This is a genomic window from Streptomyces sp. NRRL F-6676 (assembly GCF_000725625.1).
Taxonomy (GTDB): domain Bacteria; phylum Actinomycetota; class Actinomycetes; order Streptomycetales; family Streptomycetaceae; genus Streptomyces.
This window is the reverse complement of sequence record NZ_JOHS01000016.1, coordinates 65,036-88,319: the sequence shown is the minus strand read 5'-3', so window position 1 is coordinate 88,319 and position 23,284 is coordinate 65,036. Positions and strand designations below refer to the sequence as shown.

At 74.5% G+C, this 23,284-nt stretch carries 21 protein-coding genes and 1 riboswitch; of the genes, 12 read left to right on the top strand and 9 right to left on the bottom strand.

Annotated elements, in window-relative coordinates; translation table 11 throughout:
- Window positions 1-107: 107 nt before the first annotated feature.
- The 3 genes from IO29_RS13405 to thiO all read right to left on the bottom strand — a co-directional run bounded on the left by IO29_RS13405 (window position 108) and on the right by thiO (window position 2,328).
- Window positions 108-902 carry a thiazole synthase gene (locus IO29_RS13405; RefSeq protein ID WP_030382275.1) on the bottom strand — a complete coding sequence of 265 codons (795 nt, stop codon included), beginning with the start codon at window positions 900-902 and terminating at the stop codon, window positions 108-110.
- 2 nt (window positions 903-904) lie between these two features.
- Window positions 905-1,105, bottom strand: a complete 201-nt coding sequence (gene thiS / locus IO29_RS13400) for a sulfur carrier protein ThiS (RefSeq protein WP_030382276.1) — start codon at window positions 1,103-1,105, stop codon at window positions 905-907.
- Between the two features lie 5 nt (window positions 1,106-1,110).
- Entirely contained in the window at window positions 1,111-2,328 is a 1,218-nt protein-coding gene (thiO, locus tag IO29_RS13395; RefSeq protein WP_234307651.1) for a glycine oxidase ThiO, read from the bottom strand.
- A riboswitch (TPP riboswitch) is annotated at window positions 2,326-2,436 on the bottom strand. (Overlaps the previous gene by 3 nt.)
- 51 nt (window positions 2,437-2,487) lie before the next feature.
- Between thiO and IO29_RS13390 the strand changes: the two genes are divergently transcribed.
- The 6 genes from IO29_RS13390 to IO29_RS13365 all read left to right on the top strand — a co-directional run bounded on the left by IO29_RS13390 (window position 2,488) and on the right by IO29_RS13365 (window position 7,482).
- A complete protein-coding gene (locus IO29_RS13390) occupies window positions 2,488-2,829 on the top strand; it encodes an avidin-fold protein (protein WP_030382278.1) in 342 nt (113 codons plus the stop codon).
- Between the two features lie 143 nt (window positions 2,830-2,972).
- Window positions 2,973-4,136 carry an NAD(P)/FAD-dependent oxidoreductase gene (locus tag IO29_RS13385; protein ID WP_420705397.1) on the top strand — a complete coding sequence of 388 codons (1,164 nt, stop codon included), beginning with the start codon at window positions 2,973-2,975 and terminating at the stop codon, window positions 4,134-4,136.
- A 173-nt stretch (window positions 4,137-4,309) separates the two neighbouring features.
- On the top strand, window positions 4,310-4,675 hold the full coding sequence (locus IO29_RS13380) for an Rv2175c family DNA-binding protein (protein ID WP_030382280.1): 366 nt from the start codon (window positions 4,310-4,312) through the stop codon (window positions 4,673-4,675).
- A gap of 123 nt (window positions 4,676-4,798) precedes the next feature.
- Window positions 4,799-5,449: a thiamine phosphate synthase gene (gene thiE / locus IO29_RS13375; RefSeq protein WP_030382281.1), complete on the top strand. Its 651-nt coding sequence runs from the start codon at window positions 4,799-4,801 to the stop codon at window positions 5,447-5,449.
- Between the two features lie 129 nt (window positions 5,450-5,578).
- On the top strand, window positions 5,579-6,502 hold the full coding sequence (gene metF / locus IO29_RS13370; RefSeq protein WP_033226516.1) for a methylenetetrahydrofolate reductase [NAD(P)H]: 924 nt from the start codon (window positions 5,579-5,581) through the stop codon (window positions 6,500-6,502).
- 56 nt (window positions 6,503-6,558) lie between these two features.
- Window positions 6,559-7,482 (top strand): SCO2102 family sporulation regulator, encoded by a 924-nt coding sequence (locus tag IO29_RS13365; RefSeq protein WP_030382283.1) that lies wholly within the window; start codon window positions 6,559-6,561, stop codon window positions 7,480-7,482.
- 236 nt (window positions 7,483-7,718) lie between these two features.
- Here IO29_RS13365 and IO29_RS13360 read toward each other — a convergent pair whose 3' ends face one another.
- Together IO29_RS13360 and IO29_RS13355 are read right to left on the bottom strand one after the other, a co-directional pair.
- Window positions 7,719-9,239 carry a phytoene desaturase family protein gene (locus IO29_RS13360; RefSeq protein WP_078864278.1) on the bottom strand — a complete coding sequence of 507 codons (1,521 nt, stop codon included), beginning with the start codon at window positions 9,237-9,239 and terminating at the stop codon, window positions 7,719-7,721.
- Window positions 9,240-9,645: 406 nt separating this feature from the next.
- Window positions 9,646-10,278: a TetR/AcrR family transcriptional regulator gene (locus IO29_RS13355; protein WP_030380337.1), complete on the bottom strand. Its 633-nt coding sequence runs from the start codon at window positions 10,276-10,278 to the stop codon at window positions 9,646-9,648.
- A gap of 160 nt (window positions 10,279-10,438) precedes the next feature.
- Between IO29_RS13355 and IO29_RS13350 the strand changes: the two genes are divergently transcribed.
- The 3 genes from IO29_RS13350 to IO29_RS13340 all read left to right on the top strand — a co-directional run bounded on the left by IO29_RS13350 (window position 10,439) and on the right by IO29_RS13340 (window position 12,643).
- Window positions 10,439-11,005: an SAV_6107 family HEPN domain-containing protein gene (locus IO29_RS13350; protein WP_030380336.1), complete on the top strand. Its 567-nt coding sequence runs from the start codon at window positions 10,439-10,441 to the stop codon at window positions 11,003-11,005.
- Window positions 11,006-11,213: 208 nt separating this feature from the next.
- Window positions 11,214-11,984: a methyltransferase gene (locus IO29_RS13345; RefSeq protein WP_030380335.1), complete on the top strand. Its 771-nt coding sequence runs from the start codon at window positions 11,214-11,216 to the stop codon at window positions 11,982-11,984.
- Window positions 11,985-12,259: 275 nt separating this feature from the next.
- Entirely contained in the window at window positions 12,260-12,643 is a 384-nt protein-coding gene (locus IO29_RS13340; RefSeq protein WP_030380334.1) for a DUF3040 domain-containing protein, read from the top strand.
- Window positions 12,644-12,823: 180 nt separating this feature from the next.
- Here the strand turns inward: IO29_RS13340 and IO29_RS13335 are convergent, their stop codons facing one another.
- From IO29_RS13335 to IO29_RS13320, 4 genes are all read right to left on the bottom strand, one after another.
- Window positions 12,824-15,214 carry a transglutaminase TgpA family protein gene (locus IO29_RS13335; RefSeq protein WP_030380333.1) on the bottom strand — a complete coding sequence of 797 codons (2,391 nt, stop codon included), beginning with the start codon at window positions 15,212-15,214 and terminating at the stop codon, window positions 12,824-12,826.
- A gap of 736 nt (window positions 15,215-15,950) precedes the next feature.
- Window positions 15,951-17,321 (bottom strand): DUF58 domain-containing protein, encoded by a 1,371-nt coding sequence (locus IO29_RS13330; protein ID WP_030380332.1) that lies wholly within the window; start codon window positions 17,319-17,321, stop codon window positions 15,951-15,953.
- Window positions 17,321-18,361, bottom strand: a complete 1,041-nt coding sequence (locus IO29_RS13325) for an AAA family ATPase (RefSeq protein ID WP_030380331.1) — start codon at window positions 18,359-18,361, stop codon at window positions 17,321-17,323. Before IO29_RS13325 ends, IO29_RS13330 begins: the two co-directional genes overlap by 1 nt.
- Before the next feature lie 194 nt (window positions 18,362-18,555).
- Window positions 18,556-19,098: a beta-class carbonic anhydrase gene (locus IO29_RS13320; protein WP_030380330.1), complete on the bottom strand. Its 543-nt coding sequence runs from the start codon at window positions 19,096-19,098 to the stop codon at window positions 18,556-18,558.
- A 435-nt stretch (window positions 19,099-19,533) separates the two neighbouring features.
- Between IO29_RS13320 and rsmH the strand changes: the two genes are divergently transcribed.
- Genes rsmH through IO29_RS13305 form a run of 3 tightly spaced genes read left to right on the top strand, consistent with a single transcriptional unit; the run spans window position 19,534 to window position 23,183 of the window.
- Complete coding sequence (gene rsmH, locus IO29_RS13315; protein WP_420705367.1) at window positions 19,534-20,571, top strand: 16S rRNA (cytosine(1402)-N(4))-methyltransferase RsmH; 1,038 nt, start codon at window positions 19,534-19,536, stop codon at window positions 20,569-20,571.
- 45 nt (window positions 20,572-20,616) lie between these two features.
- Entirely contained in the window at window positions 20,617-21,204 is a 588-nt protein-coding gene (locus IO29_RS13310) for a cell division protein FtsL (protein ID WP_030380328.1), read from the top strand.
- Between the two features lie 5 nt (window positions 21,205-21,209).
- Window positions 21,210-23,183: a peptidoglycan D,D-transpeptidase FtsI family protein gene (locus IO29_RS13305; protein ID WP_033225402.1), complete on the top strand. Its 1,974-nt coding sequence runs from the start codon at window positions 21,210-21,212 to the stop codon at window positions 23,181-23,183.
- Window positions 23,184-23,284: the final 101 nt, after the last annotated feature.

Here is a 23,284-nt window from a genome sequence, read left to right as displayed (position 1 = left end):
CCGGGGAAACCCGGGAGTCCGGTGCGCGGGCGAGTGCGGGCGGTGTGCGGCCGCCCGCGCGGATTCCCGCGCGGTGCCCGGCGCCCCTCACCGGGCGACCCCGCCCCTCAGAACCCCGGTCGCTCCGGATCCAGCACCGCCATCCCCTCCGCCGGGGAGGACCCCTCCGCGAAGAACCGCCGGGGGATCCGCCCCGCCCGCCGCGCCAGCCGCCCCGCCTCCACCGCCCGGCGCATGGCCTCGGCCATGAGCACCGGCTCCTGCGCCCGCGTCACCGCCGACGCCAGCATCACCCCCGCACACCCCAGCTCCATCGCCAGCGCCACGTCCGACGCCGTCCCGGCCCCCGCGTCGAGAATCACCGGCACGCGCGCGTGCTCCACGATCAGCTGGAAGTTGTGCGGGTTGCGGATCCCGAGCCCGGACCCGATCGGCGAGCCCAGCGGCATGATCGCCGCGCACCCGACGTCCTCCAGCTTCCGCGCCAGCACCGGGTCGTCGTTGGTGTACGGCAGCACGGTGAACCCCTCGTCCACGAGCGTCTCCGCCGCGTCGAGCAGCTCGACGGGGTCCGGCAGCAGCGTGCGCTCGTCCGCGACGACCTCCAGCTTCACCACGTCCGTGCCGAGCGCCTCCCGTGCGAGCCGCGCGGTGAGCACGGCCTCCCCGGCGGTGAAGCAGCCTGCCGTGTTCGGCAGCACCCGGATGCCGAGCCGTTCGAGGACCGACAGCACCGAGCCCCGTACGGAGGGGTCCACGCGCCGCATGGCGACCGTGGTCAGCTCGGTGCCGGAGGCCACCAGGGCGCGTTCCATGACGTCGAGGCTGGGCGCTCCGCCGGTGCCCATGATCAGGCGGGACGACAGCGTCGTACCGCCGAGGACGAAGGGATCGTCGGCCATGGTCAGCCTCCTTGGACGGCGGTGAGGACCTCGACGCGGTCGCCCTCGGCGAGCGCCGTGGCCGGCCACTGGGCACGCGGGACGACGGTCTCGTTGAGCGCGGCGGCCACCCCGGAGGGGGCGGTGGTGAGCGTGCGCACCAGGGCGTCGAGGAGGGTTCCGGCGGCCACCTCGCGCGGCTCGCCGTTGACGGAAACGGTCACATGGGTCATGCCGGCTGCTCCGAGAGGGCGGCGGCGCCGAAGCGCCGGGGGCTGAAGGGGCGGGCCTGCTCCGGCAGTACCCCGGTGGTCAGGACGTCGGCCATGACGTCGCCGGTGACCGGGGTGAGGAGCACGCCGTTGCGGTAGTGACCGGTGGCCAGCAGCAGCCCGGCCACGCCGGTGGGGCCGAGCAGCGGGGCGTTGTCGGGGGAGCCGGGGCGCAGTCCGGCACGGGTCTCGGTGAGCGGCAGCTCGGTGATGCCGGGGACGAGTTCGTGGGCGTCGCGCAGGAGTGCGTACACCCCGCCGGCGGTCACCGTGGTGTCCCAGCCCAGCTCCTCGCTGGTCGCGCCGAGGACCAGCTCGCCGTTCTCGCGCGGCACCAGGTACACATGGCTGCCGCGGACCACGGCCCGCACGGTACGGCTCAGGAAGGGCGCGTAGCGCTTCGGCACGGTCAGCCGCACCACCTGACCCTTCACCGGCCGCACGGGCGGCAGCACGGCGTCCGGCACGCCCGCGAGCCGCCCGGCGGCGCTGCCCGCCGCCAGCACGACCTGTCCGGCGGTGAGCGCGGTGCCGTCGCCGGTGACCACGCCCGTGGCCCGGTCCCCGGCCAGGGTGAGCCGCTCGGCCCACACCCGGTGGAAGACGACGCCGGCCCGCTCGCAGGCCACGACGAGGGCCGCGGCGAGCCGGCGCGGGTCGATCTGGTGGTCGCCGTCGACCCGCAGCCCGCCGCGCACACCGGGCGCGAGCAGCGGTTCGAGGCGGCGGCACTCCCGCCCGTTGAGCCACTCCGAGTCCAGCCCCGAACGTCCCTGCAACGCGTGCAGTTCGCGCAGGTGGGCCCGGTCGTCGGCGTCGAGCGCGACGGCGAGCGTGCCGCAGCGGCGGTAGCCGAGGTCGTGGCCGGTGGCCTCGGTCAGCTCGGCGGCGAAGCCGGGGTAGCGGCGGGCGGACTCCAGGTTCAGCGCGAGCAACGTCTGCTCGCCGTGGTGCAGTTCGGTGACGGCGGCCAGCATCCCGGCCGCCACCCGGGCGGCCCCGCCACCGGGTTCGGGATCCACCACGGCGACGGCGAGACCGCGCAGGGCGGCCCGCCAGGCGGTGACCAGTCCGATGATCCCGCCGCCGACGACCAGCACATCGGGGCTTCTCCCGGTAATGCCAGGGGCCTCGGCCGGAACCTCACTCGAAAGCCTTCGCGGTGAACGCGACATGGGCGTCCAGCTCCTCCCTTCGCCGGCATGACCCGGATCAGGTTCGTACGGTCGGAGGCCGCAGCCTCCCTCTCAGCCCGGTACGTCCGGGCTCCCGCGGGTGCTTTACGGTGGCCAGCCTAGCCCTTCCCGCTCGACCCCCACAGGGAGCCCCGCACCATGACGCCCTCGCTCGACGGACTCGTCCTCGCCCCGGTCGCCGACCAGGCACCGGGCCAGGTGGGCACCCGTACCCGCTTCTCGTACCACGAGAAGGACGGCGAGATCTGGGCCGAGTACGCGGGCGGCGACGTGGTCCGCGGCCACCTCGTGGGCACCCGCGCGGGCGACCGGCTCGACTTCCGTTACGTGCAGCTCAAGCACGACGGCAGCACCTCCTCGGGACACTGCGTCTCCCGCGTCGTCGCCCTGCCCGACGGGCGCGTGCGCCTGGAGGAGACATGGGAATGGGAGTCCCAGGAGGGCAGCGGGACGAGCGTGGTGGAGCAGATACCCGGCTGAGACGGGTATCCGAAGGCGGTATCCGACGGTGGTGTCCGGGCACGAGGTCCACGGCGGGCAGCCGTGGGAAACACTGAGGTGAACAGGTGAGCGAGCAGGCGAGGGAACGGGCGGAGCGGCGGATCGTGGTCGCGGGCGCGGGCATGGCGGGCGTACAGACCGCGGTCGCCCTGCGCGAACAGGGGTTCACCGGCCCCGTGACCGTGATCGGCGCGGAACCGCACCAGCCCTACGACCGGCCGCCGCTGTCCAAGGCGGTCCTGCTCGGCAAGGCGGAGGGCTCCGCCTTCGACATCGACTTCGAGGCGCTCGGCATCGGACTGCGGCTCGGCCGCGAGGTCCTCGGGGTGCGCCCCGGCGACCACGAACTGGACACCGCCGACGGGCCCGTCCCCTACGACGTGCTCGTCCTCGCGACCGGCGCCGAACCGGTCCGGCTCCCGGGCACCGAGGGCGTGCCGGGGGTGCATCTGCTGCGCACCCTGGACGATGCCGAACGGCTGCGCCCGGTGCTCGCGGACCAGCACGACGTCGTGGTCGTCGGGGCGGGGTGGATCGGCGCCGAGTTCGCCACGGCCGCCCGGGAGGCGGGGTGCGCGGTGACCGTCGTGGAGGCCGCCGGCCGGCCGCTCGCGGAGGCGCTGCCGGCCGAGGTCGCGGCGCCGATGGCCCGCTGGTACGCCGACAGCGGGGCCGTGCTGCGCACGCACGCGCGCGTGGCGCGTGTCGAGCCCGGGGCGGTCGTCCTCGACGACGGCTCGCGGGTGCCGGCCGGGGCGGTCGTCGTCGGCATCGGTGCGCGGCCCGCGACCGGGTGGCTGGCCGGGTCCGGGATCGCGCTCGGTGCGCACGGGGAGGTGCTCGCCGACGACCGGCTGCGCACGTCCGTGGCGGACGTGTACGCGGTCGGCGACTGCGCGTCCTTCCCCTCGGCGCGGTACGGGGAGCGGTTGCTCGTGCACCACTGGGACAACGCGTTGCAGGGGCCGCGGACGGTGGCGGCGAACGTCGTGGGGGACGCGGGGGTGGCGTACGACCCGGTGCCGTACTTCTGGTCGGAGCAGTTCGGACGGTTCGTGCAGTACGCGGGGCATCACGTGGGGGCGGACGAGCTGGTGTGGCGGGGGGATTCCGCCGGGGCGGCGTGGTCGGTGTGCTGGTTGCGGGACGGGCGGCTGGTGGCGTTGCTGGCGGTGGGCCGGCCGCGTGACCTGGCGCAGGGGCGCCGGCTGATCGAGGCGGGGGCGGTGATGGACCCGGGGCTCCTCACGGACCCGGCGCGCCCTTTGAAGCGGGCGGTGGCGTAGGCGTTCTTTCCTCGGCCCCGCCGCCCCTGCTCTTCCCGTCCCTTCAAGGGCTCCGCCCCTCGGACCCCGGGCACCCGGAACCCGAGCTGTGAGGCGCCCCCGGGCGGCCACCGTGTCCCACGACTGGCCGGTCCCGCTTCCGGCTGTCAGTCGACAATGGCACGCTTGGTTCCGTGACCGAGATTGACGCAAAGATCGATGCTCTCGTCCCCGCCTGGCTCACCCTCCCCGACATCGCCGAGCAGCTCGGCGTCGAGGTGACCCGCGTTCGCCAGCTGGTCAAGGAGGGCCAGCTCATCGCCGTACGCCGGGGTGAGAACCGCGCACTGCACGTCCCCGCCGCCTTCATCGACGGGGACAAGGTCGTCAAGGGCCTGTCCGGCACCCTGACGCTCCTGCGGGACGACGGCTTCACGGACGAAGAGATGCTGGAGTGGCTCTTCACGACGGACCCGAGCCTGCCCGGCACCCCCGCGCAGGCGCTCGGCGAGAACCGCGGCACGGAGGTGAAGCGCCGGGCCCAGGCGCTCGCCGTCTGACCCCGGGGACGTAACCTCCGGCGTACGGGCCGCCCACCGCGGACGGCCCGTACGCCGCCGACCGCGCCGCCCGCACGGAGGGCGGCCCGGAGAACAACGAGAACCACCCGGGGGAGCCCCACCGTGCCCGACACCGTCCGCGCCCGCCTCGACGACGCCCTGCTCTACCTGTGCACGGACGCCCGCACGCGCCAGGGGGACCTCCCCGAGTTCCTGGACGCGGTCCTCGCCGCCGGCGTGGACATCGTGCAGCTCCGCGACAAGGGCATGGAGGCGGCCGAGGAACTGGCGCACCTGGAGGTCTTCGCCGAGGCCTGCGCCCGCCACGGGCGCCTGCTCGCGGTGAACGACCGCGCGGACGTCGCCCACGCCGCCGGCGCCGACGTCCTGCACCTGGGCCAGGGCGACCTCCCGGTGCCCGCCGCCCGCGCGATCCTCGGCGACGGCACCCTCGTCGGCCGCTCCACGCACTCGGCCGCGGAGGCCGAGGCCGCCGCCGTCCAGGACGGCGTGGACTACTTCTGCACCGGCCCCTGCTGGCCCACCCCCACCAAGCCCGGCCGCCCGGCCCCCGGCCTCGACCTGGTCCGGCACACCGCCGCGCTCGGCACCGACCGCCCCTGGTTCGCGATCGGAGGCATCGACCTCGGCAACCTCGACGAGGTGCTGGAGGCCGGCGCCCGCCGGGTCGTCGTCGTCCGTGCCCTCACGGAGGCCGACGATCCCGGGGCGGCCGCGGCCGAGTTCGCGGAACGGCTCCGCCACGCCCGGTGACGACGGGTCGGCCGGATCCGGTGCCCGGGAGTGTCCGAGAGTGTCCGAGGGGTGGACAACAACCCGGCAAACAAGACAAATGTCCGCCGTCCGGTTGGGGGACCGCACACCCCTGGCTAACCTGCCCATATGGCCCTCGGAACCGCATCCACCAGGACTGACCGCGCACGCACCGTGCGCGACATGCTCGCCACCGGCAGGACGGTCTGCTCGTTCGAGTTCTGGGCGCCCAAGACGGAGAAGGGCGAGCGCAACCTCTGGAACGCGCTGCGCAGGGTGGAGGCGGTCGCCCCGGACTTCGTCTCCGTGACGTACGGCGCCGGCGGCTCCACCCGCTCGGGCACGGTGCGGGCGACGCAGAGAATCGTCGCCGACACCACGCTCACCCCGGTCGCCCACCTCACCGCCGTCAACCACTCCGTGGCCGAGCTGCGCAACATCATCGGCCAGTACGCCGACGCCGGGATCCGCAACATGCTCGCCGTGCGCGGCGACCCGCCCGGCGACCCGATGGCCGAGTGGGTGGCGCACCCGGAGGGCCTGACCTACGCCGCCGAACTGGTCCGGCTCATCAAGGAGTCCGGCGACTTCTGCGTCGGCGTCGCCGCGTTCCCCGAGATGCACCCGCGCTCCACCGACTGGGACACCGACGTGGCCCACTTCGTCGACAAGTGCCGGGCCGGCGCCGACTACGCGATCACCCAGATGTTCTTCGATCCGGAGGCCTACCTGCGGCTGCGTGACCGGGTCGACGCGGCAAGCTGTGCGACCCCGGTCATCCCGGAGGTCCTGCCGGTGACGAGTGTCAAGATGCTGGAGCGATTGCCACAGCTCAGCAACGCCGTGTTCCCAAGGGAGTTGAAAGACCGCATCCTCGCGGCGAAGGACGATCCGGCCGCTGTACGCTCCATTGGCATCGAGTTCGCCACGGAGTTCTGCGCGCGGCTGCTGGCCGAGGGCGTCCCCGGACTGCACTTCATCACGCTGAACAACTCCACCGCGACACTGGAAATTCACGAGAACCTGGGTCTGCACCACACACGGGGCACCTAGACCGGTCGCATCGTCGTACGACACACTGCGTAGCGACCACAGGGAGAGGGGCGTACATGGGCTGGACGGTCCTCTACATCGCGTTCGGCATCGTCGCGCTGTGGCTGCTCGGCGAGGTGCTGTTGCAGTACAAGGCACGGCTGCGCTGGCGGCTGCTCGCCTTCGGCGGCTTCCTCCTCGTCGTCCTCGGCGTGCTGGTGCCGTCCGTCCTGGTGATCGGTCTGGGCGCCGCGGCGTTCGCCGTCGGACAGACGTATGTGACGCTGTCGTTCCGCCGCGGCTTCGCGGCGGGCTGGGCCGTCGGGCACCCCAAGCGGGAGCCTGGCGGCAGCAAGCGGCGGCGCGGCGAGAACCCCCCGCCGGAGCCGGACCCCACCGAGTTCGGGCCGGAGGACGATGCCGTCTCCGGAACGTACGAGCAGCAGGCCGAGTCCTTCGACGACGACCGCGACGACGTCTTCACCCCGGCGCGGCCCGCGGGCGCGGAGAGCCCGGCCGAGGCGACGGCGGTCTACGAGCCGCAGCCGATGCCCGACGAGACCGGCACGTACGGCGTCTACACCGACGCCGCCTACGCCGCCGCCTCGAACGCGGCCGGCGCCCAGCAGCAGGGGTACGGCTACGACGGCTACTCCTACGACCAGCAGGGCTACGGCTACGACGCCGGGCAGCAGCAGTACGGGGCCTACTCCGACCCGTACATCGGCGCCTCGGCGTACCCGGAGGGCGGCGCCTACGACACCGGCGCCGGCTACGGGGAACAGCAGTACGGCCAGCAGGGCTACGGCCAGGAGCAGGACCAGTACGGCACGGCGGCGGGAGCCCCCGGCGGCTACGGAGAGACCCCGCCCGGCGGCGTCTGGGTCCCCCAGCAGCGCAACACGGAAGACACCTACGGCGGCGAACTCCCCCCCGAGCAGTCCTACCCCTACCAGAACAACCCCAACGGCCAGGGCTACGACGACCAGTACCGCTACTGACGGCACCGCGCCCCGTCAGGGGCGTGGGGCTGCGCCCCGCTTCCAACGGAGCGGGGCTGTTCCGTCGTACGGACCGGCCGCCCCCTGAAGGGGCGCGGGGGCTGTGTCCTCGCGCGGCTCCGCCGCGGGGGCGCGACCAGCCGCGACACGCCCGCACCCGCCCACGAACCCGCCCCGCCCACGAACCCGCCCCACCCGAGCTCTCGCGCGCCCCCGACAACCCCCGTCCGGGAGGGCTACTGGGAGCCCCGGAACCCGGGCCCCTCCACCACCAGCCCGGCGACCAGCGCACCGGACATCCCCGCGTGCGCCAACCCCCCACCCGGCTGGGCCCATCCCCCCACCGCGAAGACCCCCGCCACCCCCGTCACATTGGACGGCCGCAAGAAGCGGCCGTCCCCCGCCGCGAACGCGGGCCACGGCACCGCCCCCGACCTCACCCCCGTCTCCACCGCCGTCTCTCCCGGCGACCGCACCTCCCGCCACAACTCCCGGGTCCGCAGCCCCGGCACGGCAGCGCCCGCCGCCTCGACCATCCGCTCGGCGAACCGCTCCCGAACCTCGGGAGCGCTCCAGTCGGCCCCCACCGGCACGGCCGCCGACACCACCACCGCCTCGTGCGCACCGTCCGGCCGCAACGCCGCGTCGTCCGGCCGCAGCACACTCACCGTCGGCCGCACGGCCGCCGCCGGAAGACGCCCGGCGAGGAAGTCCAGCTCGGCGACACGGTCGGGGGAGTGCACGACCGTGCGGTGCGCCACCGCCCCCTCCCGCGCCCCGCGCAGCGCGAGGAGCACCGTGAACCGCCCGGCCCCCGAGGCCCCGGCGGCCCCGACGTCGGCCCCCACCTCGCCGTCCGGCCACGGCGGACGCCCCACGAGCCCGGCCAGCCGCCCCGGATCGACGCCGGCCACCACATGCTCCGCCTCGGCCACCGTGCCGTCACCGAGCTCCACGCCCACCGCCCGGCCGTCCTTCTCCACCACCCCGGTGACCTCCGCACCGAAGGCGAACTCCACCCGGCGGGCCAGACACCGCTCGTACACCGCGCGGGCCAGCTCCCGCAGCCCCCCGCGCACGTACCACAGCCCGAACGCGTGCTCCATGTACGGCAGCACCGCCGCGCTCGCCGGCGTCGTACGCGGATCGAGCCCCCAGGCCAGGGCGTGGCTCTCCAGCAGCGCGGCCAGCCGGGGATCGGCCAGCTCCAGCTCGCCGACCTCGGCCAGCGTCGCGGCCGTACGGGTGCGCAGCAGCCGGCGGCGCGGCACCGCCGGGTACGGCTCCCGCTCGCCGAGGACCCGCCAGTCGGCCCACAGGGGCTCCTCCAGCAGCGGCCGCCGCGTACGGTCCCACGCCTCCCGGGCGCGCACCAGGAAGTCGCCCCACCGCGTCCCCGCCCCGGCGCCGAGCGCCGCGTCCAGCGCCGCGACGACGCCCGCCCGCGAGGCGTTGGGCAGCGCGACCTCCGTGCCGTCCGCGAAGACGTGCCGTGAGGCGGGGTCCACCTGCACCAGCTCGACGCACTCCTCCAGCGGCTCCTTGCCCGTCTTGACGAACAGATCCCGCCAGACCGCCGGCAGCGGCAGCAGACCCGGCCCGGTGTCGAAGGAGAACCCCTCGCGCGTGAAGCGGCGCACCCCGCCGCCGTACGTCTCCGTACGCTCGTACACCGTCACCCGGTGGCCCGCGACGGCCAGCCGGGCGGCGGCCGCCATCGCGCCCATCCCGGCGCCGATCACCGCAATCCGTGCCATGTCAGGGACTGTATCGGCCACCACCGACAATCCGTCCCGGGGGCCACCGGCCCTGGGGACGGATGCGCAGCACTGAGTACCCGTACCCAGCCACGGAGATGAGTAGCCGCACGGATGGGCTCCGACGGGCGCGGACGGGAGAGTGGAGGCACGGAAGGGGGCGCGGCTCCGGTACCGCCGACACGGGGCGGCGGAACGGAGCCCGGCCCCGGCCGCTCCTTCCGCCGATCCGTCGGCGGGAGCGAGGCACGGGGGATCCCGGGGCTCGGGGGAGTACGGGGATCACGGGGAAAACGGGGGGCGCGTCAAGCGCCGGTCCGGACCGGCCCGCGGGGGACGCGGCCGGCCCGGACCGGCGCTTGACGCGCCCCACGCGCGCGTGGGGCACACGCGTGCCGCACACGCGTCAGCCGCGTCCGCCCACCCGGCCCTGCAACAGCCGTGACAACGCCGCGTGGACGTCGTCCAGGGAGCGCTCCGGCTGGAAGGACTGCCAGTCGAGCGCCGCCACCAGCACCATGCCGACCAGGGCCGCCGCCGTCAGCGACACGTCGATCTCACCGCTCAGCTCGCCCCGCGCCACCCCCGCCCGCAGCACGTCCTCGATGACCGCGACGACCTGCTGCCGCACCACCGTCAGGGTCGGCTGCCAGGCCCGGTTGGTGCGCCACAGCTCGGCCACGTACAGCTGGGTGAAGGCCGGGTAGCGGGCGATGAACTCCAGTCCGGCGCGGACCATCGCGTCCAGCGCGTCCACCGTGCAGCCGCCTGCGCGGCCGGTGCGCTCGGCCGCCTCCCGCAGCGAGACGGTCAGCAGTCCCACGCCGTGCCGCAGCAGCTCCTCGAAGAGCACCGACTTGCTCGCGAAGTTGTAGTACACCGTGCCCTTGGCGACCCCGGCGCGCTCGGCGATCTCGTCCACCGTGGTGGCGGAGAACCCCTGCTCCGCGATGAGGGTGACGGCCGCCTCGTAGAGCTTCTGCCGGGTGGCCTCACGGCGGCTCGTGACGCCCCGCGTGACGCTGCTGGTTTCGACCATGCCCCTGATTCTCACAGCAACCTTGCGAAACCCCCGCCCGGACCTCTCCCCGAACGTGTGAGCGAGGCAAAAGCGCAGGTCGGAACGGATTGTCAGTGCCATACCCCACTATGGGCGCATACGGCCACAGTGCCGTCGAGAAGACGACAGGAGGTTCGTCATGGCCCACCACGAGGCGGGCGCCGCCCGGCGGCGCCGCACGGCCGGCCCTGCCCCCTCACCGACCGGCCCGGCCGCCGACGTGCACCCCGTGCTCCGCCGGACCACCGCCCCGCCCGCCGCGCTCGACCTGCTCGCCCAGGCCCGCGCCGGTCTCGACGAGGCGACCGTGCTGGAGACGTCCAACGAGCGGTACGCCGCCGCCCATCTGGCCGCCCTGCGCACCGCCGCCGCGGTGCTCGCCGCCCGCGGCCGCCCGGAGCCGACGCCCCGGCGCCGCGCCCGGATTCGCAGCGCCTGGGACGTGCTGCCCGAGATAGCGCCCGAACTCGACGAGTGGAGCGCCCTGTTCGCCTCCGGCGCGGAGCGGCGCGCCCGTGCGGAGGCCGGCATCCGGGGCGCCGCGAGCAACCGCGACGCGGACGACCTGATACGCGACGTGGCCATGTTCGTCCGGCTGGTGGAACGCATGCTGGTGCTCCAGCCGGTACTGCCCGCACCCCGCGGCGACGCGGGCCGGACGGACCGCGGCGGCCGCGGCGACCGGGAGGTGCCCGACGCGGGGTGAGGGAGGCGGCGTCCCACGCGGGGTGAGCGGGGCGGTGCCCACCGGGCGGACGGGACTCTTCGGACGCCGCCGGAGGCAATAGGGTGGAAGGCGCCTGAGGCCTTCCACCCTGGTGACAGCCGGTGAGTTCCGGTGACACGGGGAGCGGAGGGCAGCCCCACCCGTTCCGCCGTACCCCCGGCGGTGCCGCGCCGAGGAGTCAACTGCCGTGTCGGACCCGATGCGCCCCCGCGCCTCCCTCCGTACCGCCGTGGTCTGGGAGGTCCTCAAGGACGCCCTCGACCGCCGGGTGAAGGCCACGGGCCGGGACGTGCTCGACGTGCTCGACACCGGGGGCGGCAGCGGCAACTTCGCCGTGCCCGTCGCCCGACTCGGCCACCGCGTCACCGTCGTCGACCCCAGCCCGAACGCGCTGTTCGCCCTGGAGCGGCGGGCCGCCGAGGCAGGCGTCGCCGACCGGGTGCGGGGCGTGCAGGGTGACGCCCACGGACTGTTCGACGTGGTCGAGCGCGGCGGTCACGACGTCGTGCTGTGCCACGGGGTCCTGGAGTACGTGGACGATCCGGCCGAGGGCGTCCGCAACGCGGTGGCCGCGCTGCGCCCCGACGGGGTGCTCAGCCTGCTCGCCGCCGGTCTCGGCGGTGCCGTGCTCGCGCGCGCCCTCGCCGGGCACTTCAAGGAGGCCCGGCAGGCCCTCGACGACCCGAACGGCCGCTGGGGCGAGGCCGACCCCGTGCCGCACCGTTTCACCGCCGACCAGCTCACCGCGCTGGTCGAGGGCGCGGGGCTGCGCGTGGCCGCCGTGCACGGCGTGCGCGTCTTCGCCGATCTCGTGCCCGGGGTACTGGTCGACACCGAGCCCGGGGCGCTGGAGGCGCTGCTCAAACTGGAGGCCGCGGCGGCCGAGCACGCCGCCTTCCACTCCGTGGCCACGCAGCTCCACGTTCTCGGTGAGACGCGAGGGGCGGACGAGGCCTGAGCCGCCTCCCGTGACGCGCCGCTGATCAGGGACGCGGCGGCGGATGGAGTACGCCACAGGCCCCCCGAACGGGTGCCCGGCGCCGTATGATCGGGGGAGACCGCCCGGCATGACGGAGCGGCCGCTGGGGAATGGAAGCCTCAGTGAGCCGGACGGCCATGGCGGATTCCGGTTGGTCGATTGGCGCAGAGGGGCGGGTTTCACGGGGGCGATTCCCTGCCTATCCTGAAGGGGACCCCCGGTCGCCCCGGCGACTGCACGATGAGGAGGACTCCGTGCCGCTCTCGGAGCACGAGCAGCGCATGCTCGAGCAGATGGAGCGAGCGCTGTACGCCGAAGATCCCAAGTTCGCGACAGCGCTCGAGGGAAGCGCGCTGCGTACGTACACCCGGCGACGGGTCTACCAGGCGGTGGCGGGCTTCCTCGTAGGTATCGCGCTCCTCATGGCCGGAATGGTCGCACAGCAGATCTGGGTCAGTGTGGTCGGGTTCCTGGTCATGCTGGGGTGTGCGGTGCTCGCCGTGACGGGCTGGCGGAAGGCCCCCAAGCCGGGCGAACAGCCGGCGTCCCCGCCGGGCCGCCAGATCCGGCAGCGACGCTCCATGATGGACCGCATCGAACAACGCTGGCAGCGCCGGCGCGACGAACAGGGCCAGTAGGCACCACACCACAGACACCAAACGCGCAGTTCCCCGCGCCCCTGATTCAGGGGCGCGGGGCTGTGTTGGTTTGCGGCTCCGCCGCGTGGGCGCGATCTTGCGGGGGTCCGGGGGCGCAGCCCCCGGGGGACGGGAATGGGTAGGGGCGGCGGGGGCGAGAACCCCTCTCGGACGCGCCCCTCAGCCCTGTGCCCGCCGCGGCCACCGCACCGACGGCACCCGGCTCCGAACAGCCGCCCGCAGGGCCGCCCACCGTTCCGCCACCGCCCACACCACCCGCCGGGCCGACCGCGGCGCGAGCCCCGCCCGCACCCGGGCCACCCGTCCCACACCCTCCCGCAACGCCCCGACGACGACCCGCGCATCCTGGGCGACCCCACCCGCGGCCCGCGGGTGCGGCGCGTACAGGATCTCCTCCACCGCCGAGGCCAGCCGGTGCATCGCCTCCGCCGCCGCCCCCTCGAGATTTCCCAGCCGCACGATCCGCTCGGCCGCCTTCCGCGGAGTCAGCGAGTCGTCGGGCACGATCCCGAGGTCCCACGCGGAGTCCACGACCTCCCGCCACACCGCCAGGACGTGCCCGGCCGCCTCCCGCTCGCCCCGCCCGTGCCCTCCGAGCCGCACCGCCCGCTGCCGCACCCGCCACAGCATCGGCAGCAACGGCACGACCAGCACCAGCAACGCCAGCGCCGCGAGGCCCAGAAGCTGCCACCAGGGCGGTCCGTCGTCGTGGGCGGCGGTGCCGGCCAGGGCCGACTCGGTCGGGCATGCCTGTAGCCGCTTCTGCTCGGCCGAGCAGCTCTCGTCCGCCGACGGCTCGGCCGACGTGGCCGCGGACGAGGACGCCGACGGCTGCGGCGCCTCGGGGTTCTCACCCGTCGGGGTCTGCGTCTGCGTGTACTCCGGCGTCGAACCCCGGTTCGGGGTCGGCTCGAAGCGGGTCCAGCCCACGCCCTCGAAGTACAGCTCCGGCCACGCGTGCGCGTCCCGCAGCCCCACCGACATCGACCCGTCGGCCTGCGGCGTCCCCGGCGTGAAGCCGACCGCGACCCGGGCCGGTATGCCCAGCGTCCGCGCCATCGACGCCATCGCGAAGGAGAAGTGGACGCAGAAGCCGCGCTTGTCCCTGAGGAAGCGGGCGATCGCCCCGGAGCCGCTGCCGACCTCCACCTGGGTGTCGTAGGTGAAGCCGCCGTTGACCGCGAACCAGTCCTGTAGCTTCACCGCCTGCTCGTAGTGGTTGTCCGCGCCCTTGGTCACCTCGCGGGCCTTCTCCGCCACCACGTCCGGCAGCGAGCCGGGGACCGCGGTGAACTCGCGCTTCAGATCTGACGGCGGCTCGGGCGCCGTGGCCAGCTGCCGCGCGGTCGGCTGCACGATCAGGCTGCGCACCGTGTACCGCGCGCCCCGGGTGGTCTGCCCGTGGTCGCCGACGAGCGTGCGGCCCACCGGCTCGAACCGCCACTTGCCGTCGACGTCGACCCCGCTGGCCGGGTACGGCATCGGCAGCCAGTCCTGGGCGTAGTCGTCGGCAGCGGCTATCCGGGTGCGGATCTCGCTGCGCCGGACGTCCTGCTTCAGCCCGAGGGGGTTCGGGAAGGTGCCGGGCACGTCCTCGATGTGCCGCTGGGCCGGCTTCCAGGTGGTGCCGTCGAAGTCATCGAGGGCCACGATCCGCAGGTACATGTCCTGCGTGTCCTCGGTGTCGGTGCGGTAGGACAGCACCTGGCGGTCGTCGTCCGTGTTCAGGCTGTCCCGCAGCGACACCAGCGGGTTGACCGCCGAGATCGTGCCGCCGCCGCCCGTTCCGGAGCCGACCCCGGCGCCGGTGGCGTCCAGCAGCCCGCCGTCGAGCGCGGGCAGCGCGAGCGGTACGACGAGGGCCACGCCGAGGGCGAGCACCCCGATCCGCCGTCCGGTGCGCACGGGCGCCACCGTGCCGCCGCCGGGAGCGCCGCCGCCCGGGGTGCGGGTGCCGCCGCCGAAGACGCGCCCCCACTGCGAGAGCCGGTCGCGGCCCTCGGCGAGCAGCAGCATCAGATAGCCGGCCGACGCCAGCAGGAACCACAGCCAGGCGGCACCGCCGTCGGCCAGCCCCGCCGCCACCGAGTACAGCGCGAGGAGCGGCAGCCCGGCCGGGGCCGCGCTGCGGAAGGTGACCGCGAGGGTGTCCACCGCGAGGCCGATCAGCACCACGCCGCCGACCAGCATCAGCCGGATGCCGGGGGTGAGCGGCGCGGGGATGGCGTACTGGGCGACCTGGTCGGAGCCGGTGTCCAGCAGCTCGCCGAAGTACCGGAAGGCCTCGGGCCCCGGCACGAACCCGGCGACGGCGTACTCCCGGGCGAAGATCAGGGTGAGCAGCAGCAGGGAGACCAGGAGCTGACAGGCCAGGGTCAGCGACCGGGCCAGCGGCACCCGCCGGGTCAGCGCGCCCACCCCGGTCTGCACGACCACCAGGAACACCGCCTGGAAGAACCAGGTCGCCGGCGACACCAGCGGCAGCAGCGCGCACGCCGCCATCAGCGTCGCCACCGCCGCGCACAACGCCAGCCGTGCCCGCCCGCTCATGCCCGCCCCTCCGAAACCCCGCCGCGCATGCCCGCCCTTCCGGACGGACCGCCGTTCGTGCCTGTCACTGCGGTCGGACCGCCGCGCCCTCCGGTCGGGTCGCCGCGCCTTCCCGCGCCTCCAGCCGGGCCGCCGTCTACGACCGCCCCTCCCGGACAACCGCCGCGCAAACCCGCCCTACCGGTCGGGCCGCCGCGCCTCCCCGCGCCTCCGGGCGGGCCGCCGTCCATGACCGCCCCTCCCGGACAACCGCCGCGCGTGCCCGTCCTTCCGGTCGGGCCGCCGCGCGTACCCGTCCTTCCGGACGGACCGCCGTTCGTGCCTGTCACTGCGGTCGGACCGCCGCACATCCCCGCGCCTCCGGTCGGGCCGCCGCGCCTTCCCGCGCCTCCGGTCGGGCCGCCGCGCATGCCCGTCCTTCCGGACGGACCGCCGTTCGTGCCTGTCGCTGCGGTCGGGCCGCCGGGCCTTCCCGCGCCTCCGGTCGGGCCGCCGCGCCTCCCCGCGCCTCCGGGCGGACCGCCGCGCCTCCCCGCCCCTCCGGTCGGGCCGCCGTCCATGACCGCCCCTCCCGGACAACCGCCGCGCAAACCCGTCCTTCCGGACGGACCGCCGCCCATACCCGCCCTACCGGTCGGGCCGCCGCGCGTACCCGTCCCTGCGGACGGATCACCGCTCACGTCCGCCGCTCCGGACGGACCGCCGCCCGCACTCGCCTCTCCCGACGCACCGCCGCTCACGGCCGTCCTCCCGGGTAGCCGCCGCTCAGCGCGCCCGGGCCCGTGCGTTGCCGGTCCGCCTCGCGCCACATCACGTCCAGCGCGGCGCCGCGCGGCACCGGCACCGCCGTCCAGCCCGCCTCGCGCAGCAGCCGCAGCGCGCGGGTGCCGTTCCCCCGGCCGGCGGGGGGCACGTCGGTCTCCTCCCGCAGCCAGCCGGCCGGCTCCAGGACGAAGGCGAGCGCGCCACCGCGCCGGCTCATCCGCGCGGCCATCGCCGCCTGCTCCTCGTCGAGGTCCCCGAAGAACGCCACCAGCAGCCCCTCGTTCCCGCCCCGCAGCACGTCGTACGCGCCCGACAGCCCCGTGGCGTCGGAGTGGTCGATCACCGCGAGGGTGTCCATCATCAGCCCGGCCGCGTCCGCGGACTCCTGGCTCGCGCCCGCGAACCCGTCGGAGCCCTCGCCCGGCACCGAGCTGCCGGTGTCGGTCAGCAGCCGCACCGAGTAGCCCCGCTCCAGCATGTGCACCAGCACGGACGCCGCGCCCGCCACCGCCCACTCGAAGGCCGAGTCGGGCCCGGCGCCGTCGTAGGCGCCGCCCCGGGTGTCGAGCAGTACCGTGCAGCGGGCGCGCTGCGGCTGCTCCTCGCGGCGGACCATCAGCTCGCCGTACCTGGCCGTCGAACGCCAGTGCACCCGGCGCAGATCGTCGCCGTGCCGGTAGCCGCGCGGGATGACATCGTCGTCACCGGCCAGGGCCAGCGAGCGCTGCCGCCCGTCGCCGTACCCGGTGGCCTCGCCGGCCAGCCGCACCGGCGGCAGCGGCTCCACGCGCGGGACGACGGTCAGGGTGTCGTACGTCGAGAAGGACCGGGTCAGCTCGCACATGCCGAACGGATCGGTGAGCCGCAGCTGGAGCGGCCCCAGCGGATAGCGGCCGCGCAGATCCGAGCGGACCCGGTAGGACACCTCGCGCCGCCCGCCCGCCTCCACCCGGTCGAGCACGAACCGGGGCCGGGGCCCGAGCACGTAGGGCACCCGGTCCTGGAGCATCAACATGCCCGTGGGCAGCCGGGAGACGTTGTCCATCCGCAGATGGACCCGGGCCTCGCTGCCGGCGGGCACGCGCGCGGGGGAGAGCCGGCGGCTGCCCGCGACCCGGTAGCGGGTGCGGTACAGCACGGTGGCGCAGATCAGCGGCAGCACGGCGAGCAGCAGCCCGACCCGGAGCAGCTCGCCCTGGCCGAGGACGTAGGCGCAGATCGCGGCCGCGACCCCGGCGGCCAGGAAGGACCGCCCGCGGGTGGTGAGCCCGGCGAGCGCCGTGCGCAGCCCGCCCCGTTCCTGCTCCTCCGTGGCCGCGGACCCCGGCGCCCCCCGCGGCATCACAGCCTCCGCGGCGGCTGCTGGCCGTACGCGGGGGCCCCGCGGCCCATCGCGAGCCCGGGGCCCTGCGGGGGCGCCGCGGCGGGCACGGGCGTCGTCTGGAGGATCTCCTCGACCACCTGCTCCGAGGTGCGGCGGTTGAGCTGGGCCTGGGCGGTGGGCAGCAGCCGGTGGGCGAGGACCGCCACGGCGAGCGCCTGGATGTCGTCGGGGAGCGCGTACTCCCGGCCGTTCAGGGCCGCGGACGCCTTCGCCGCGCGCAGCAGGTGCAGCGTGGCGCGCGGCGAGGCGCCGAGTCTGAGCTCGGGGTGGGTGCGGGTGGCGGCGACCAGCTCCACCGCGTACCGCCGCACCGGCTCGGCCACGTGGACGCCCCGCACGGCCTCGATCAACTTGCCGATCTCGTGCGCGTGCGCCACCGGCTGGAGGTCCTCCAGCGGGGAGATCCCGCCGTGCACGTCCAGCATCCGAAGTTCGGCCTCGATGCTCGGGTAGCCCACCGAGACCCGGGCCATGAAGCGGTCGCGCTGCGCCTCCGGGAGCGGGTAGGTGCCCTCCATCTCGACCGGGTTCTGCGTCGCCACCACCATGAAGGGGTGGGGGAGTTCGTAGGTCTGGCCGTCGATGGTGACCTGGCGCTCCTCCATCGACTCGAGCAGCGCCGACTGGGTCTTCGGCGAGGCGCGGTTGATCTCGTCGCCGATCACGATCTGCGCGAAGACCGCGCCCGGCTTGAACTCGAAGTCCCGGCGCTGCTGGTCCCAGATGGACACGCCCGTGATGTCCGACGGCAGCAGGTCGGGCGTGAACTGGATGCGCCGCACCGAACAGTCGATGGACCGTGCCAGCGCCTTGGCGAGCATCGTCTTGCCCACGCCGGGCACGTCCTCGATGAGGAGATGCCCCTCGGCGAGCAACACGGTCAGCGAAAGCCGTACGACCTCGGGCTTGCCCTCGATCACCCCTTCCACCGCGCTGCGGACGCGCTCCACGGTGGCGGTCAGATCTGTGAGGCTCGCTCGATCGTCATAGGTCGTCACCCGGCCCTCCTCGGCCCGTACTTTTCTCGGGCCGACGCGTCGTGACGCGGACCGGCCCACCCCGATGCAGGACGCCGCGCGGTGGAAAACCGCGAGGCGTCACACCCGCATTCTTGTTGCCGTTACCGGTTCGTGTCACTCGCCTGTGGACAACTGACAGCGTTTTGTCATGCTTACGCGGCTTTGCGCCCCGCTCAGGCCGGGGTGATCTCGCGCAGCTTGCCGGTCTTCACGTCGAAGACGAAGCCGCGCACGTCGTCGGTGTGGAGCAGGAACGGCGAGGTGCGTACCCGCTGCATCGACTGCCGCACGTCCTGGTCGACGTCGCGGAACGCCTCGACGGCCCAGGACGGGCGCTGGCCGACCTCCATCTCCAGCTCGTGCCGGAAGTCCTCGGTGACCGACTCCATGCCGCAGCCGCTGTGGTGGATGAGGACCACGCTGCGCGTGCCGAGCGCGCGCTGGCTGATGGTCAGGGACCGGATCACGTCGTCCGTGACCACGCCGCCGGCGTTGCGGATGGTGTGGCAGTCGCCGAGCCGCAGACCGAGCGCCTTGTGCAGGTCGAGGCGGGCGTCCATGCACGCCACCACGGCCACCTGCCGCACCGGCCGGGCATCCATCCCGGGGTCGGTGAAGGCCTCGGCGTACCGCTCGTTGGCCTCGACGAGGCTGTCGATGACGGGGCCGTCGGTGGCGGCCCCGGGGGCGGCGGAAGAGGATGCGGATGTCGTCATACTCATGACGTTACTGGTCGGGGGCGGCCCCGTCCTGCTGTGCGAAACGGACAAAGAGCGCCATCGCGGCGTGTTGTGAGCCACTCCACACGAACGGTGAGCCCGCCGCCGTGCGGGTGATTCCGGGTTCTCCGGGGTCCGTCCGCGGTACCGGCGCGACGCGCAGGCCGGTTGATTGACGGCAAGACACCGTGGACTAAAGTGGCGCGAAGCGGCAGGCGAGACGTCCTCCCTGCTCCTCAGCTCAGCATTCACCACGGGAAGTTCCGGCTCGGTGCCGGGGCTTCCCCGCGTGCGCGGCGCGTACGTACGGCCCGGCCCCTCCCGCCCCGGTCGGCCGACGCTTCCGGCGCCGGCCGGTCCCTCACCTCCCCGGCGAGCGGGCGGGGACCCGGCGGTGCGCGCGCGGCGCGCCCGACTTGGAAGGGCCCGGGATTGGAAGCGCGCGAGGCGCAGGAGCCGCAGGACCGGCAGGGACCGGCCGCACACGGGCAGCAGGGTGAGGGCGGGCACCGCCCGGCCCCCGGCAGGCACGTCCCGGTGATGCTCCACCGCTGCCTGGACCTGCTGGCCCCGGCGCTGGAGCGGCCCGGCGCCGTCGTCGTCGACTGCACCCTCGGTCTCGGCGGCCACAGCGAGGCCCTGCTCGCCCGCTTCCCCGAGGCCCGCCTCGTCGCCCTGGACCGCGACAAGGAGGCACTGCGGCTGTCCGCCGAGCGCCTCGCCCCGTACGGCGACCGCGCCACCCTGGTGCACGCGGTCTACGACGAACTCCCGGCCGTCCTCGCCCGGCTGGGCCTGGCCCGGGTGCAGGGCGTGCTGTTCGACCTCGGCGTCTCCTCCATGCAACTCGACGAGGCGGACCGCGGGTTCGCCTACGCCCAGGACGCCCCGCTCGACATGCGCATGGACCAGTCGGCCGGGACGAGCGCCGCCGAGGTGCTCAACACCTATCTGCCGGGCGAACTGGTGCGCATCCTGCGGGCCTACGGCGAGGAGAAGCAGGCCAAGCGGATCGTGTCCGCCGTCGTGCGCGAGCGCGAGAAGGAGCCGTTCACCCACAGCGCCCGCCTGGTGGAGGTGATCCGGGACGCGCTGCCGCAGGCCGCCAAGCGCACCGGCGGCAACCCCGCCAAGCGCACCTTCCAGGCGCTGCGCATCGAGGTCAACGGCGAACTCGCCGTCCTCGAACGGGCGGTCCCGGCGGCGGTCGGGGCGCTCGGCGTCGGCGGGCGGATCGCGGTGCTGTCGTACCACTCGCTGGAGGACCGGCTCGTCAAACAGGTGTTCGCGGCCGGTGCCGCCACCACCGCGCCGCCCGGGCTGCCCGTCGTCCCCGAGCGCTACCAGCCCCGGCTCAAGCTCCTGACCCGCGGTGCCGAACTCCCCACCGAGGAGGAGATCGCCGAGAACCGCAGGGCCGCTCCGGCCCGGCTGCGCGGGGCCGAGCGCATCCGGGAGGACGCCGAGTGAGGCACCGTGGGCGGCGCACCGGACCGACCCGGACCGGGAGGGCACGTGAGTAGGAGACCGCAGCTCAAGGGGCGGGCCGCGCGGCTCGCCCGGCTGTTCCCGGCGGCGCGGGGGCGGGCCGCCCGCACCCCGTTCGTGCTGCTGGTCGTGCTGCTGCTCGGCGGCGGACTGATCGGCCTGCTGATGCTGAACTCCGCCCTCAGCGCCGGGTCGTTCCGGCTCGACGACCTCGAACAGCGGACCAAGGACCTCACCGACGAGGAACAGGCGCTCCAGCGCGACGTGGACGCCTACTCGGCCCCCGACGCCCTCCAGCGCCGCGCCCGCGCACTCGGCATGGTCGCCGGCGGCACCCCCGCCTTCCTCGGCCCCGACGGCACGGTCAAGGGCGACCCCTCCCCGGCCGCGTCCGACGAGACCCTCGAACAGTCCGCTCTCGAGAGCGCCGGCGGCACCGCCGGAGAAAGCCCCGGCGTGAGCGCGGCCCCGAGCACCGGCACGGCCGCCGCCCAGCCCCTGAGCGCCCCCGGCACCCCGGCCGGCACCGCCCCCGCGCCCGGCACCGCCCCCGCGCCCGGTGCCACCCCCGGCCCCACCGCCCCCGCAATGCCCGCGACGATCCCCGGCAGGTGACGGAAGTGGTTGACGACCCCGGAAGGCAGCCGCCGCGCCGCCGTGTGCCGGGCCCCGCCCGGTCCGCCCGGCCGGCCCGGCCCGAGCGCTCCGGCGGCCCCCGGCGGCCGGGGCCCGGCGCCCGCCCCGTGCGCCGCCCGGCCCCCTCCCGCGCCATGCCGCGCACCATCCGGCTCGCCGGGCCCCGCCCCCGGCTGCGCATGGTCGGCGTCGCGCTCGCCCTGGTGCTCTCCGTCTTCGTCGTACGGCTGCTCCAGGTGCAGGCCGTCGACTCCGCCACGTACACCGCCAAGGCGGACGTGAACCGGTACGTCGCCCACGTGCTGGCCGCCGAGCGCGGCGGGATCACCGACCGCAACGGCGTCACCCTCGCCACCAGCGTGGACGCGAGCGACATCACCGCCGACCCGATGATGTTCACCAAGGAGCAGCTCAAGATCGACGACGGTCCCGAGCAGGCCGCCGCCCTGCTCGCCCCGATCCTGAACCAGGACGAGGAGACCCTCGCCAAGAAGCTGCACCGCAACACCCGATACGTACTGCTCGCCCGCCGGCAGACCCCCGAGGTCTGGAAGCAGATCCAGGACGTACGGTCCACGCTCGTGGAGAAGGCACAGACCGACAGCGGTGTCGTCGACGTCCTGGCCGGCGTCCTGCACGACCCCAGCAGCAAGCGGGTGTACCCCAACGGCGATCTGGCCGCCGGGATACTGGGCTGGGTCAACGCCGCCGGGGAGGGCGGCGGCGGCATCGAACAGATGCTGGACAAGCAGCTCTCCGGCACGGACGGCAAGATCCGCTACACCCAGTCCGGCGGCCGGCTGGTGCCCACCGCGAGCTCCACCGAGACCCCGGCCGTCCCCGGCAGCGACGTCGAACTCACCATCGACCGCGACATCCAGTTCGCCGCGCAGAACGCCATCAGCGAGCAGGTGAAGAAGTCCAAGGCCGACCGCGGCTACGTGATCGTCCAGGACACCCGCACCGGACAGATCCTCGCCATGGCCAACGCCCCCGGCTTCGACCCCGGCGACCTCGCCCACGCCGACCCCTCGGCGCTGGGCGACGCGGCCGTCCAGGACGCCTACGAACCCGGCTCCACCGCCAAGGTGATGTCGATGGCGGCGGTCCTGGAGGAGAACGTGGCCACCCCCGCCACCCATGTCGTCGTGCCCAACCGGCTGCACCGCGGCGACCGGCTGTTCTCGGACGACATCGACCACGAGACCTGGCACCTGACGCTCAACGGCGTGCTCGCCAAGTCCAGCAACATCGGCACCATCCTGGCCACCGGCGAACTCGGCAAGACGCAGAAGGAGGCCAACGAGGTCCTCTACTCCTATCTGCGCAAGTTCGGCATGGGCAAGCCCACCGGGCTCGACCTCCCCGGCGAGACCAAGGGCATCCTCGCGCCCGCCGGCAAGTGGTCCACCTCGCAGCAGTACACGATCCCCTTCGGCCAGGGTTTCTCCCTCAACGCCGTCCAGGCGGCCTCCATCTACTCCACCATCGCCAACGGCGGCGTCCGCGTCGAACCCACCCTCGTGCGCGGCACCAAGGGCGCCGACGGGCAGTTCACGCCGGCCGCCAAGCCGGAGCACAGCCGGGTGGTGAGCGCCAAGACCGCCAAGACCCTCGCCAGGATGCTGGAGTCGGTGGTCGACGACGAGCAGGGCACGGGACTCAAGGCACGCATTCCGGGGTACCGGGTGGCGGGGAAGACGGGCACGGCCAACCGCGTGGATCCGGCCACCGGCAGATACCACGGCTACACCTCGTCCTTCGCCGGGTTCGCCCCCGCGGACAAGCCCCGGATCACCGTCTACTGCGCGATCCAGAACGCCACCTCGGGCAGCTACTTCGGCGGCCAGATCTGCGGGCCGATCTACAAGCAGGTGATGGAGTTCGCCCTGAAGACCCTCCAGGTCCCGCCCACCGGCGCGGCCCCCGCCGACCTGCCCGTCGAGTTCAAGCCATGACCCGCACCCCGTGAGGCCCCCCGGCCGCGACCCCCACGGCCGCGGCCGGGACCCCGCAGACCGCCGTACGCGCGCCCCCGCCGTACACCCCCGCAAGACCG